The organism is Streptomyces sp. R21, from assembly GCF_041051975.1.
Taxonomy (GTDB): Bacteria; Actinomycetota; Actinomycetes; order Streptomycetales; family Streptomycetaceae; genus Streptomyces.
In genome coordinates, this window is sequence record NZ_CP163435.1 from 1,205,162 (window position 1) to 1,218,842 (window position 13,681).

Annotated in this window: 9 protein-coding genes; 1 reads left to right on the forward strand and 8 read right to left on the reverse strand. The window is 68.4% G+C overall.

Annotated features, from left to right (window positions below):
- Positions 1-56: 56 nt before the first annotated feature.
- Entirely contained in the window at positions 57-572 is a 516-nt protein-coding gene (gene msrA / locus AB5J56_RS05690; protein WP_369230675.1) for a peptide-methionine (S)-S-oxide reductase MsrA, read from the reverse strand.
- Between the two features lie 126 nt (positions 573-698).
- Complete coding sequence (locus AB5J56_RS05695; RefSeq protein WP_369230677.1) at positions 699-1,535, reverse strand: prephenate dehydratase; 837 nt, start codon at positions 1,533-1,535, stop codon at positions 699-701.
- A 180-nt stretch (positions 1,536-1,715) separates the two neighbouring features.
- Here AB5J56_RS05695 and AB5J56_RS05700 point away from each other — a divergent pair, with 180 nt between their 5' ends.
- Positions 1,716-2,486: an SDR family NAD(P)-dependent oxidoreductase gene (locus tag AB5J56_RS05700; protein WP_369230679.1), complete on the forward strand. Its 771-nt coding sequence runs from the start codon at positions 1,716-1,718 to the stop codon at positions 2,484-2,486.
- Positions 2,487-2,562: 76 nt separating this feature from the next.
- Here the strand turns inward: AB5J56_RS05700 and AB5J56_RS05705 are convergent, their stop codons facing one another.
- From AB5J56_RS05705 to AB5J56_RS05730, 6 genes are all read right to left on the reverse strand, one after another.
- The gene (locus AB5J56_RS05705; protein ID WP_369230681.1) at positions 2,563-3,879 is read right to left on the reverse strand and encodes a ricin-type beta-trefoil lectin domain protein; all 1,317 of its coding nucleotides are present in this window, start codon (positions 3,877-3,879) and stop codon (positions 2,563-2,565) included.
- A 74-nt stretch (positions 3,880-3,953) separates the two neighbouring features.
- A complete protein-coding gene (locus AB5J56_RS05710; protein ID WP_369230682.1) occupies positions 3,954-5,936 on the reverse strand; it encodes an alpha-L-fucosidase in 1,983 nt (660 codons plus the stop codon).
- A 53-nt stretch (positions 5,937-5,989) separates the two neighbouring features.
- Positions 5,990-8,398 (reverse strand): ricin-type beta-trefoil lectin domain protein, encoded by a 2,409-nt coding sequence (locus tag AB5J56_RS05715; RefSeq protein WP_369230684.1) that lies wholly within the window; start codon positions 8,396-8,398, stop codon positions 5,990-5,992.
- 35 nt (positions 8,399-8,433) lie between these two features.
- Positions 8,434-10,263 carry an RICIN domain-containing protein gene (locus AB5J56_RS05720; RefSeq protein ID WP_369230686.1) on the reverse strand — a complete coding sequence of 610 codons (1,830 nt, stop codon included), beginning with the start codon at positions 10,261-10,263 and terminating at the stop codon, positions 8,434-8,436.
- Positions 10,264-10,400: 137 nt separating this feature from the next.
- Positions 10,401-11,945 (reverse strand): lectin, encoded by a 1,545-nt coding sequence (locus AB5J56_RS05725; protein WP_369230688.1) that lies wholly within the window; start codon positions 11,943-11,945, stop codon positions 10,401-10,403.
- A 41-nt stretch (positions 11,946-11,986) separates the two neighbouring features.
- Complete coding sequence (locus tag AB5J56_RS05730) at positions 11,987-13,672, reverse strand: RICIN domain-containing protein (protein ID WP_369230690.1); 1,686 nt, start codon at positions 13,670-13,672, stop codon at positions 11,987-11,989.
- Between the last annotated feature and the right edge of the window lie 9 nt (positions 13,673-13,681).

The following is a 13,681-nucleotide window of genomic DNA, read 5'->3' on the forward strand; positions in this document are numbered from 1 at the left end:
CCGCGCTGTGCCGCGCGGCCGGGGAGGGCGTCACCTCTCCCCGGCCGCACGGGTGTTCAGGACTCCTCGCGCCTGGGCAGGTGCCAGTTCGGGCGCGGGAAGTGGCAGGTGTAGCCGTCCGGGTAGCGCTGGAGGTAGTCCTGGTGCTCCGGTTCGGCCTCCCAGAACGGGCCGGCCGGTACCACCTCGGTCACCACCGGTCCCGGCCACAGCCCGGACGCGTCGACGTCGGCGATGGTGTCCTGCGCGATACGGCGCTGCTCGTCGTCTCGGTAGAAGATGGCGGAGCGGTAGCTCAGGCCGATGTCGTTGCCCTGCCGGTTCGTCGTGCTCGGGTCGTGGATCTGGAAGAAGTACTCGAGGATCGCGCGGTAGTCGGTGACCGCCGGATCAAAGGTGATCTCGATCGACTCCGCGTGTTTTCCGTGGTCGCGGTATGTAGCGTTGGGCTTGTCGTCGTCGCCGCTGTAACCCACCCGGGTGCCCACCACACCGGGCAGCGCACGAATCAGCTCCTGCATGCCCCAGAAGCACCCACCCGCCAGCAGAGCCTTCTCCTCGGCGTCACTCATGGCACCTCACCTTTCTGTCCGCGTCAGTCCGCGCAGGCTCCAGGCTCGCACGTCGGCCCGGAATCTCCACATCTTTCGTCACCACCTTGACGGGTGACGCGTCGCATGGCAAATGAGGGTGCGCGGTCAGTTCCTCAGCCGGTGCGGATGCGCGGGGTACACGCCCAGGGTGCGCACTTCGGTGGAGTAGAAGCGCAGTTCGTGCAGGGCGAGGGCGACGCGCTCCTCGTCGGGGTGTCCCTCGATCTCGACGTAGAAACGGCTGGGGTTGAGCCCCGCGCCCATCTGGTAGCTCTCGATCTTGGTGAGGTTCACGCCGCTGCTGGCGAAGCCGCCCAGCGCCTTGTACAGCGCGCTGGGGATGTTGCGCACGCAGAAGAACAGGCTCGTCATCGTCGGCTCCCCCGTGTGCGGGGCCGGAGCGGCGTCCCGGGACAGGACGACGAACCGTGTGGTGTTGTCCGGGTCGTCCTCGACCTCGGGACGCAGCACATCGAGGCCGTAGAGCCGAGCCGCGGCGGGCGGGGCGAGCGCCGCGTGCCGCGGGTCGCCCAGTTCGGCCACCTCGCGGGCCGCTCCGGCCGTGTCGTCGCTGACGCGGGTGCGCCAGCCGCCCTCCCGCAACACCTTGCGGCACTGTCCCAGCGCATGCACGTGACTGCGTACGCACTCCACCTGGTCCAGGGTCGCGCCGGGCACCCCCATCAGGTCGAAGCGGATGGCGAGGAAGTACTCGGCGACGATGAACAGCCCCGTCTCCGGCAGCAGATGGTGCACGTCCGCGACGCGTCCGGCCGCGGAGTTGTCCACCGGGATCACGGCGACGTCGGCGGCGCCGAGCGTCACGGCCTCCAGGGCCTGCTCGAAGCTCGTGCAGGCCAGCTCGTCGCCCTCGGGGTAGAGGGCACGCGCGGCGGTTGCCGAGTTGGATCCGGGTTCACCCTGATATGCCGCCGTCGTCACCGTGTTCAGCCTTCCTGGGGAGGTCCTGTCATGGGGCAGCAGAAGCTCCGCCGCGTACCTCACCTGATGAAGTATCGGTGAACAGGCCTCGATCAAGTTCGCCGGTGCGCGGGACCGGACCGCCCAGCCAGGTACTGGTGATCCCTGGACAAGGCGTGTGGCGGGACGGAGGCTCGTCGGATGACCAACACATCGAACCTGCTCGCCGGCAAGGTCGCCTTCGTCACCGGTGCCGGACGAGGCATCGGCGCCGCCGCGGCCAGGCTGTTCGCCCGGGAAGGCGCCCACCTCCTCCTCGCGTCCCGCACGGAGAGCCAACTCAAGGCGGTCACCGAGGAGATCCGGGCGGCCGGCGGCACCGCGGACTACGTGACCTGCGATCTGGCCGACCCGCACAGCATTCACGCCGCCGTCGACCGGGCCGTCACGTTGTACGGCCGTCTCGACATCGCCTTCAACAACGGCGCCACGGGGCAGCCGCCCGGGCCGATGGATCAGCTGTCGGAGGCCGACTTCGACCAGGTCTGCGCTGTCAACCTCAAGGGGCCGTGGCTGGCCATGAAGGCCGAGATCGCCGCGATCCGCGCCACCGCCGGGAGGGGCGCGATCGTCAACAACTCCAGTGTCGGCAGCCTGGTGCCCAACCCCGTACTGCCCGCCTACGGCGCCACGAAGGCGGCGCTCAACCACATCACCGCCTCGGCCGCCGCCGCATACGGCCCGGAAGGCATCCGCGTCAACGCGATCGCCCCCGGCACGACGCTCACCGAGATGATCTACGAGTGGGACGAGAAGTCACCCGGCGTCATCGACCAGCTCAACGCCCGGACCGCGCTGCGTCGTGCCGCCGACCCGGACGAGATCGCCGAGGCGGCGGCCTGGCTCCTGAGCGATCGCGCCTCCTACGTCACCGGCGCCGTGCTCCGGGTCGACGGCGGCAGGATCGCCTGAGCCATCCCTGGGCCTGTCCGGTCGAAGTCTGCAATGCCAGGCCCGCACGGTGCTGTGCGGGCCTGGCGCCGGTGTGTCAGTTCTGCAGGTGCCAGTGCTGGTTCGCGCCGCCCGTGCAACTCCACAGCTGGACTTTCGTGCCGTTGGAGGTCCCTTGGCCGTTGGCGTCCAGGCAGAGCCCCGACTGCACGGCTGTGATCGTGCCGTCGGGATTCATGTTCCATTGCTGGTCTGCCTGCCCGCTGCAGTCCCAGATCGCCGCCGGGGCGCCGTTGCCCTGGCTGGAGGCAGCCAGGCACTTGTTGCCGTAGACCGTCAGCTGCTTTCCGGCAGAGTAGGTCCACCGTTGGTTGGAGCCGCCGTTGCAGTCCCACAGTTGTGCCTGTGTGCCGTTGGCCGTGGTGGAGTTGTTGATGTCGAGGCAGCGCCCCGACTGCTGGCCGACGATCTCCTGGTTGCCGGTGGGCGGCGGCGGTGGCGGATTCGAGCCGAACTGGGTGAAGAACTGCCACACCGCTGCCGACGTCCAGGTGCGCCAGCCATCACCGGTGGAACCGTCTATGGGACCGGGGTCGTGGCCCGCTCCGTCGAACGCGGCCCAGACCACGGGGTATCCGGACCTGCATCCGGAGTAGGTGGTGATGATGTGCGTCAGGCTTCCGTTGGCCGGCTCGGGCGGGTTCTGCGGGGTGCAGCCGTTCGCCCGGACGAAGGTGTCGCGCAGTTCTCGTCCCGACGAGATGGGCAGCACGTTGTCCCTCAGGCCGTGCAGACCCATGTAGGCGATGGGCTGAGTGCCGCCGTTGCACCCGCTGAGGTTCGCGCCGGAGTAGACCGCGACCGCGCGGAAGACCGTCGCCCGGGAGCAGGCGAGGGCGTACGACATCGCGGCGCCGTAGCTGAAGCCTGCGGAGAACAACTGCGTGGTGTCGACGCACAGACCTGCTTCGATCTGGCTGACCATGGCTTCGACGAAGGCCACGTCCTGGCCGCCGGGGTTGGCCCAGCCGTTGCCGTTCCCCTGAGGGGCGACGAAGATCGTGCTGTTGTTCGCGTTGTCCGCCAGGCGCCGGAGGCCGTAGTAGGACCAGTTGTACCCGTCCGTTCCGCCCGAGTCGACGTCGTTTGCCGTACCGCCCCGCCAGTGGAAGCCGAAGACCAGCCGGTAGGGGTGGTTGCTGTCGTAGCCGGCAGGAACCCGCAGGATGTAACTGCGCGTCTGGCCGCCGCTCTGAATCGTGTGTGTACCGCTCGTCAGTGTTGGGGCCTTGCCACAGCCGGCTGTCGCCGCGGCGGCGTCGGTGGTCGTGGCCGACACCGGCGCGCCAAGGACGCTGCTGAACGAGGTGCCCGCAGTTGTCAGGACGAGAAGTACCGCAGTGGCGATGGACATTAAGAGGGGTATGCGTTTCATACACTCCTTCTTCCGAAGTCGAGCAATGGGCGGGGAACGTCGGTCGACCGGGTTCAGATCCCGGTGATGGTCCATTCGTTGTTGGTGCTGGAGTTCGGTGTCCACATCACCGCGGTCGAGCCGACGGTGGTGCTGCCGCTGCCGTCAAGGGCGGTGCCGGTGCCCCGATTGATGATCTGGTAGCGGTTGCTGCCGACGCTGTTGAGCGACCACTGCTGGTTGTTGCCGCCGTTCCACGCCTCCTGGCGGGCGGGAGCGCCGTTGGCGGAGTTGCCCCAACTGTCGGCGGCCATGCCGTTGGTGCGGTTCATGATGCGGCAGTAGCCGTTGCCGAGGTCGATCAGCTGCCACTGCAGGTTGCTGCTGCCGTCGTAGTTCCACTGCTTGAGGTTGGAGCCGGAGGCTGCGTTGCCCCCGCCGTCGAGCACCAGCCCGCTGGTCACGTTGGCGATCTTCACCCAGGTCGTGGAGCCGCCCGGCGCGCCCAGGACGGGGATCTCACCGGAGAAGGTGAGCTTGACCGTGTATGCCAGGGCGCTGAACGGCGGGTTGGACGCGGGCATGGTGAAGTGCAGGCCGGAGGCATCCTGGGTCGGTGTGGGCAGGTTGATGTAGGTGCCGGCCGTGTTGTTCAGCAGTTGCGCGCCGGTCAGGCTGCTGAGGTTGATCTGGTTCGAGTTCAGCGTCGTGACGGTCATGGTGGCGCCCTGCCAGCCCAGCGCGGTCGCGTAGAGGACCTTGTTGTCCCGGCTGCGGGTGAACCGGACGTCCTGCGGTTTGCCGGCCACCGGTCCGCTGAACGAGCCTCCGCCCATCTTGGTGGGGCCCTCGCCGTAACTGGCCCAGGAGCGGGTGGAGTAGACCGCCTCTCCGAAGCGGCCGAGCCAGTCGCCCATGTCGAGCAGGATGGACTGCTGTCCGGAGGGGATGGTGCCGTCGGCCATCGGAGCGATGTTCAGCAGCATGTTGCCGCCCTTGCTGACCCGGTCGATCAGCGAGTGGAGCAGGGCCTGCGTCGAGTAGTAGCCGATGCCCACCGTGTAGCACCAGCTGGAGGAGGAGATGCTGTCGTCGGTCAGCCAGTAGGGGGTGAGCAGCCCTGCCGGGCCGCCGCGCTCGAAGTCGTAGACCTCGCCCTTGTTGTCGAGGCCGTCCTTGTAGGTCGCGACGACGTCCTTGTTCCACGCGACCGCCTGGTTGTAGTAGTGCGCGAGGAACTGGAGCCGGTAGGACTCCTGCACCAGGCCCAGGTCGAAGTCCTGCCAGACCAGGTCCGGCTGGTAGCCGTCGATGACCTCGATCAGCTTGTCGTACCAGAGCTTGTTCTCCGCGGCCGAGCCCTGCTGGCCGAAGAGGAGGCGCAGCGCCGGGTCCGACTGGTTCGGCACATGGTCGTAGAAGCCGTTGAAGTGGTAGGCGTGGTGCAGCGAGGCCATGAACTTCAGGCCCTGCCCGCGGATGGCCTGCGCGTGCAGTCCCACGAGGTCGAGTCTGGGGCCGTGCTGGACCGAGTTCCACGAGTTGGCACGGCTGTTCCACATGGAGAAGCCGTCGTGGTGTTCGGCGACCGGGCCGGCGAACTTTGCACCTGCGGCCTTGAACAGCCGCGCCCAGGCGTCCGGATCCCACTTGCCGCCCTGGGAGGCGAGCTTCGGGGCGAACTGCACGTAGTTGCCGGCCTTGTCGCGGGCACCGTCGATGAAGTTGTTGTACGGCCATGCCGAGGGGTCGCCGTAGGTGGCCTTGTGGTGGTTGTTCTCGGCCGAGCCGCCGATGTACATGTTGCGCGGATACCACTCGTTCCCGAACGCGGGGACGCTGAAGACGCCCCAGTGGTAGTAGATGCCGAACTTGGCGTCCTGGAACCAGGCCGGGGCCGGGGGGTGCTGGTCCACGGAGGACCAGCTCGCGGTGTAGCTTCCGGGGCCGTCGGTCGCGGCGGCCTCGGGGGCGAAGCGCAGCAGGCCGACGGCTGTGGCCGCGCCGGCCGCTGCCAGCAGTCGGCGCCGGCTGAGCGGGAAGGGGGAGGAGGTCATGCGGAGCCTCTCAGCGTCATTGACGGGGCGGGTGATCTCAGCTGGCACCGGGATCAGTCACGCGTCCACTTCTGGTTGCTGCTGCCGTTGCAGGTCCACAGCTGCAACAAGGTGCCGTTGGCCGTTCCCGCGCCGGTGGCGTCCAGGCACAGGCCGGACTGGGTACCGGTGATCGTGCCGTCGGCCTTGATCGTCCACTTCTGGTTGCTGCCGCCGTTGCAGGTCCAGATGTCCACCTTGGTACCGGGGGTGGTGCCCTGGCCCGAGGCGTCCAGGCAGTCGCCGCCGTAGACGCGCAGCTCATCGGCCGAGGTGTTCGTCCACTGCTGGTTGGCGCCGCCGTTGCAGTCCCACAGCTCCACCTGGGTACCGGCCGTCTGCGACTGGTTCGGCACGTCCACGCACCGGCCCGAACCGGCCCCGACGATCGCGGCGGTCGTGCCGCCGCCGGATCCGCCGCTGCCCGGGGTGATGGACAGGTTGTCGAACTGCGCCGTCTCACTCTGGCCGGTCGCGTAGCCGACCTGGCCGCCCGCCCAGCTGAAGTCGTTCACGGAACCGACCGTGGAGCCGTCGATGAGGGCGGTGATGGTGTTGCCGGAGAAGGTGAGGGCCAGGGTGTGCCATCGGTTGGTGCCCAGCGCCGTGGTGGTGCCGTGGGCCAGGGTGGAGACGTTGCCGTTGGTGTTGGAGTTCAGGATCGACCAGGCTCCGGTGTCGCTCACCCGCAGGTGGTAGGCGTTCAGCCCGCCGGTGCTGCTGTAGTCCTGTGCGTTGGCACGGCCGATCAGCTCGGCGTATCCCGGCTGTTCGAGCATCACGTCGGACGAGAGGGTGTAGTTGCTCCAGCTCACGTCACCGAGCAGGGCGTGCGGATCGGACAGCGCGTCCCAGGTGATCGGCTTCTGCGGGCTCATCTGGCGCACGCACTTGCCGCTACGGCCGCCGCCGCAGCCCACCGCCTCGAAGGCGCCCTGCCAGTCCATGAGGTACTTGGCCTCGGTGCCGGTGGCGTAGCCGTCGAAGGAGTCGCTGTACGGCAGGCTCAGTGCGCCCCGGCCGGGGCCGGTGGCGGTGCCCTTGCCCTGTCCGGTCGTGGTGGTCAGGGTGTACACGCGGCCGGGCTGCACGGTCAGGCTGAAACCGCTGCCGGACGGGGTGATGTCCGTGGTGTGCACGAAGTGGTCGGCCGTGTTGTTGGAATTGACGTTGGTGGACCAGACGTGGACGGTCCCGGTGGACAACCCTCCGGCGACGTTGAAGTTCAGCGTCTGGGCGCTGCCGGCGTCCATCGTCTCGATGACCGTGGAGTAGTCGGAGTTGTTGGTGGACTTGAGCGAGACGTAGCTTCCGTTGTTGCGGTTGCCTCCGATGTAGCCGCTGGAGGTGTCGAGGTACTGCCACCCCGGTGCGGTGAACTGGGTGGTGTGTGCCATCACCCAGGTGTTCTTGCCGATCGAGTAGGAGCCGGACCACGGCTGCGAGGCCAGGGCGAGACCCATGGTGGGGTAGGGCAGGTTGGGTGTGATCGCGGCGACCACCGGCCAGTTGAGGTACGCCGTCATCCGCCCGTCGATGTATCCGCGGTTGATGCCGCGGGCCATGGCCTGCGCTCCCCCGTTGTAGTCGTCCGAGCCGTTCTCGCTCGCCCACAGCGTCTTGCCGGACGAGGTGGCGGCCGACGGCACCGAGCAGTTGGACTGGGACGACCGGTAACCGCAGGGGTAGTGCGTGCCGATGGCGCTCACCGCGGAGGCGAACGCGGGGTTGGAGTTGATGTCGTTCGCCACGGACCAGTCCGAGTCAGCCGCGACGATCTTGACTTTGGCGTAGCCGTTGCTGTTGAGCGCGCTGCGCAGCTGCTCGTACCAGGAGACGTTGTAGCCCCGCTCGTTCCACCCGCCGAGGTAGTCGATGCTCAGCCCGTGCTGCTTGGCACAACCCAGCCACGAGAGCAGATAGTTGGTCATGTCGGTGGACCAGAAGTTCCCGCCGCCGATCCAGCCCGGCGCGCCCCAGGCGAGCCCGTACAGCTTGATGTCCGGGTTGCGCGCCTTGGCCTGCTCCATCAGCCACCACTCGTAGCCCCGGTCGCAGTTCAGGTCGGACCGGGTGTGCTGGTGACTCGGCTCGGCCCCGGAGGTGGAGTTGGTGTCACCGCCGATCTCCGCTTTGAGGATCTGCAGGGAGGCGCCGTAGCCGGGCCGGAACAGGTAGTCCAGGACCTGGCCGCGCTGGGGCTCCGGGTAGTCGATCAGGAGTCTGCTGTTGCCGCCCCCGCCGCTGATCGCGCCGACGCCGTCGAAGGTCCGGCCGCCGGACGTGCCGTTGATCGTGATCGAGGTGGCGGCATGGGCCGGCTCGGCGGTCGTGCCCACGATCCCGCCGGCGGCCAGGACGAGGCCCGTGAACACGGCCGTCGAGGCGCGTAAGCGCCGGAACAACCGGCTGAATGCTGACACGATGGGTTCCTTTCGCAGGTCGGAGGGGATGGTGGTCAGCGGAGGTTGAAGTCCTGGTTGGTGCCGGGCGCGTTCTTGCACGGCCACTGGTCCAGTTGCTGACCCGCGTTACTGCCGGCGCCGTAGACGTCCAGGCACAGACCGCTGTTCCGGTTCTGGAACGCGTAGGAGCCGTCGGACTGGCGCAGGGGCAGCCAGAGGCTGCCCGCCGCCGCGCCGGGGGCCTGCTGGACGATGTCCGGGGTGCCCGCCGTGGTGGAACTGCCGGCCACCGCCACGTCCTGGCCGGAGTTCTGGGCCCGCAGTTCGCCGTAGCCGCCCGAGGCCGGCACGAACTGGAACTGCTGGTTGCTCTGCCCGTTGCAGGTCCACTGGTCGATCGCGGCGCCCGCGCTGCCGGAGTTGCCGTAGACGTCCATGCACAAGTTGTCGTGGGCGGCGACGAGTTGGTGGTAGCCGGTCGGGAAGCCGCCGCTGGACGAGGCGGGCGTCAGGTAGACGGCGAACGCGTCGTGCGAGGCCTGGAACGTGAACGGCACGGTGATCGAGCCGCCCGAGGCGCTCACGTTCTGGTTGTACACGATCTGAGGGGCGGCGAGTGGCGCCTGCTCCGGGATGCGGTGCACGGTGACGTTCACACTGCCCGCGTTCGCCAACCAGGGCACGGACGCCAGCCCGTTGAAGGTCACGGACGCGGAGCCGCTGTTCCCGTTCGAGTCGCCGATGATCGCCACCACGCGCTTGGCAGTGGAGTCCTCGGAGGCCGAGATCGCCGTCGAGCCGACCTGGCCGGAGGTGTCGACGAGGGTGCCGGTCATGTCGGCGTAGTCCCGAAGCGCCCACCAGTTGCCGGTCGGCTGCCAGCTGCCGCCGCTCTGGGTCAGGACTCCGGTCAGGTTGGGGGTGATGCAGCACACCCAGTTGCCGCGCATCGCGTTGGTGTACCCGGACTGCGCGAACCGCGCCAGATACCAGGCTGTCACCCCGGCGGTCTGCCGGTCGGCCGGCTGGTACTCGTTCGCGGACAGCGGCAACGGACCGATGCCCGCCGTGGTCAGGGCACTGCTCAGGGACTGCCCGACGGTGACCGGGTCGTCGACGTCGCCCTCGTCGTGGTTGGTGATCATGTCCGGCACCGTCCCCGCCGCCTTCACGTGCGCGAGCCAGGTCCGCCATTCACCGGGGTTGCTCTGCGGGGTGAACGCCAGGGACGGCCCCACGATCTGCGCCCCGGGCGCGATGCGCCGGATCTCCCGGTAGGCGGTGTCCCACATCTGGAAGTACTGGGCGCTGTTCACACCCCGGGTCCAGAAGACGGAGATATCGGGCTCGTTCCAGATGTCGTAGGAGAACTTCAGTCCCGAAGCCTGCAGCGCCCCCACCGTGGAGTCGATGAAGCTGATCCAGTTGGAGCAGTTGCCGTTGTCGCACGGGTACATCGTGTTCGACGGCTGGCCGCCGTTCGCGCCGTAGATGTCACTGACCAGCACCTGGTACTGCGCGTGATACGGCGGTTGGGTGAGCCGTTTCGCCTGCGAGATGATCGAGCCGACGTCGGCCTTGGTGGCCGACCCGTACTGGTAGTTGTCCTTGATCCAGCCGCCGGAGAACCATCCGCCGCCGCGGAACGCGTTGATGCCCAGTGGCTGGATGAACTGGTCCACGGGCTGGGTGCCGTCTTCACTGAAACCGTAGAGGAACCCCTCCCCCACACCGGTGGAAGGCCCGCGCGTCGACGCCAGGTTCACGCTCAGCGACTCGCCCGAGGCGGCCTGGCTCGCGGCCGTCGACAGCAGCTGCAGCATGAGCGCCAGGACGACGCCGGCTGCAAGTATCAGACGGCTGGGTCTCACTCTCGTCCTCATCCGATCCTCCCGCGGTTCGGCGCCGCGCGCTGCGGCGCGCACGATGGACAGGGCCGGCTCCCATGGGTGGGCAGTGCGGTGCGGTGGCACGCCGGGGCGGCGGCCGGGCGCCGCCCCGGTGGAGGTTCCTTACGGGGTCAGCTCAGTGACCATTGCTGGTTGGATCCGCCGTTGCAGGTCCACAGCTGTACGGGGGTGCCGTTGGCGGCGGCGGCGCCGCTGACGTCCAGGCACAGGCCCGACTGGGCGCTGGTGACGGTGCCGTTGGCGTTGAGGTTCCACTGCTGGTTGTTCTGGCCGTTGCAGGTCCAGGTGATGACCTTGGTGCCGGAGCTGGTGCCGCGGTTGGAGGCGTCCAGGCACAGCCGGCTGCTGCCGGAGTACACGGTGAGCTCGTGGGAGGAGGTCTGCGACCACGTCTGGTTCGCCGCACCGTTGCAGTCCCAGATCTGCGTCTGCGTGCCCGGCGTCGTCGAGGCGCTCGGCACGTCCAGACACCGGCCCGCACCCACCGCATGCAACGCCCCTGTCGTGCCGCCGCCGCTTCCCCCGCCGTAGCCGGCGGCGGTGATGGCCGCCTGGACGGCGTTCTCGGTGGCGTCGGAGGGGTAACCCGCTGTCATGGCGCCTTCGAAGAACTCGCCGACACCTGAGGGGCTGTTGTCGCCGCCCGTGCCGAGCAGGACCGAGCTGTCGACCTTCATCGGTGAGTAACCGTTGGGCAGCGGGCCGGAGAACGTGGTGGTCAGGCCGCCGCTGCTGCCGTTGCCGTATTTGAGTGTGAAGTTGGTGGTGCCGTTGTTCTTCAGCCAGGCGCTGACGAAGGGGTAGTGCACGCCGGGGTTGTTCGGGTCCTTGTTGGAGCCGGTGTTGGTGTGGAACATGCCGTTCTCCAGGTCGGCCTCGACCCACGGGCCGGTGCCGGTGCAGCCGTTGAACCAGCAGGCGTTGCCCCAGTAGATGGCGTTCATGGTGGCGTTGCCGGTGTCGGTGTGGGAGTTCTCACCGCTGCCGTAGTCGAAGCAGCACCACTGGTTCGTGTAGTTCGACGAGGTCACCATGTAGATGCCTTCGGGCTGGGAGCCGGTGGCCACGCCGGATGCGTGGTCGATCCGGTAGCCGACGCCGGGGGTGACCTTGACGCCGAAGACCTGGTGGCCCGCCGCGGTCACCGGCAGGGCCATGGCGTCCGCCCCGACGTCGGATCCGTTCGGGCCGGGGCCCTTCCAGAAGCCGCCCCAGGAGATCGGCAGGTCGTTGTGTTTGGCGGTCTGGTCGTAGATCTTCGTGATCGTGCACGAGGTGCCCGCGCAGAACGAGACCTGGGACGCGGCGTCGGCGTACCCGCCCGCGCTGAGCACTCCGATGTCGCGGTAGCTGTGGTCGGAGGCCCGCTGGATCTGGTACAGCGGCCCGTTGTACGACGCGAAGAGCGCCCTCGTGGTGGCGTGCGCCGTCACACACGGCGTACCACCCGCGGCATAGAGGTCACACGGAAGCGACGCGTCGGCCGCGGGGGTGTTCGCCGTGTGGGCCGCCGCCACGCGGGCGGTGGCGGTCGTGCCGGTCCGCGCGGATGTGGCGAATGCCGGCGCGCCGAAGGCGGCCAGGACCAACGCCAGGGCGAACAGGTACACCGCTGTGAACCGCCTTCGTCGGCGGTCGGTGGCGGGCTTGAGCATGGAGACCTCCTCTGTGGGGCCCGGCGAGAGGCACGGGGGCCTCATCCCAGCGCCCACTGCTGGTTGCTGCTGCCGTTGCAGGTCCACAGCTCGGCGAGGGTTCCGTTGGCGGTGGCCCCTCCGGTGACGTCCAGGCACAGGCCGGACTGCGCGCCGGTGATCGTGCCGTTGGCGTTCAGCAGCCACTGTTGGTTGGTCTGGCCGTTGCACGACCAGATCTCCACCTTCGTCCCCGGCGTGGTCTGGTTGTTGTAGGCGTCGAGGCACATCTGGCCGCTGCCCGAGTAGACGGTGAGCTGGTTGGACGTGGAGTGCGTCCAGATCTGGTTGGCCCCGCCGTTGCAGCTCCAGATCTCCACCTGGGTGCCGGCGGTCTTGGCCGAGTTGGGTACGTCCAGACACTTGCCCGCGCCCACCGCGTGCAGCTCGCCGGTCACGGTGGACCCTCCGCCGCCGCCGGTGCCGCCCGCGACCCGGTACATCACCGTGCCGTGCGCCGGGACCGAGGCGCTGATCGTGCCCGAGGTGGTGGAGGACGCCCCCGACCACAGGTCGGTCAGGGTGTAGGCGGACGCCCCGGTCTTACCGATCGCGGACGCGTTGGTCGAGATGGTCGCCGTCGAGCCCGTCTCGTTGAACAGCGCCACCGACACGTCTCCGTTGGCCAGAGGCTTGGCCAGCACGTCCAGGCCGCCCGAGGACGACACCATGGTGCCCTGCTTGCCCAGGGAGTCCTGGTCGACCGCGATCACCCGGGAGTTGGTCAGCGTCGACAGGGTGTCCGCACTGGCCGAGGGGATGTTGGTGCCCGCGATGAGCGGCGCGGCCATCTCCGCCCAGAGGCTGAACTCGCTGCGGCTCTCGGTGGGCGTCATCGAGCCGTTGCCGACCTCCAGCATGTCGGGGTCGTTCCAGTGGCCGGGGCCGGCGTAGGAGGCAAGTCCCGCGTTGCTGTGGAAGATCGAGAGCATGCTGGAGAAGTTCGCGCTGATGTCCCCGGTGGTGCGCCAGCTGTTGCCCACGCCCGCGCCCCAGGTCCACACGTTCTCCTGGCCCCAGTTGCACAGGCTGTACAGGATCGGCCGGTTGGTTGCCGCCAGGGCGTCCCGCATCGCGGTGTACCGGGTCTGCCCGGGCACCCCGTTGTTGTTGCAGTTGTCGTACTTCAGATAGTCCACGCCCCACGACGCGAACGACTGCGCGTCCGTGGTCTCGTGCCCCAGGCTGCCCGGATACCCGGCGCAGGTCGCGGTGCCCGCGTCCTCGTAGATCCCCAGCTTCAGCCCCAGTGAGTGCACGTAGTCCGCGGTGCCCTTGATGCCGTCGGGGAACTTGGCCGGGTCAGGCACCAGACGGCCGCCGGAATCACGGCTGTGGGTCATCCAGCAGTCGTCGATGTTGACGTACGAATAGCCCGCCGCCTGCATGCCGTTGGTGTGCATCGCCTGCGCGGTGGACTTGATCAGCGACTCGGAGACGTTGCAGCCGTACGCGTTCCAGTCGTTGAAGCCCATCTGCGGGGTCAGCGCGAGCCCGTTGCCGAGCGCGGCGGCGGGCTGCTCCGTACCGGAGGAGAGCGCGGCGGCGGATTGTGCCGTACCGACGGAGAGCAGGGGAGCGCCCACGATGAACAGCACGGCCGAGAAGGCGAGGGCCAGGGTTCTGCGCAGGGACAGCAACGACGGCAGCGGCCTGAGACGCCTGGCTCTCGCGGTGGTCGTGGGCATAAGTCATCG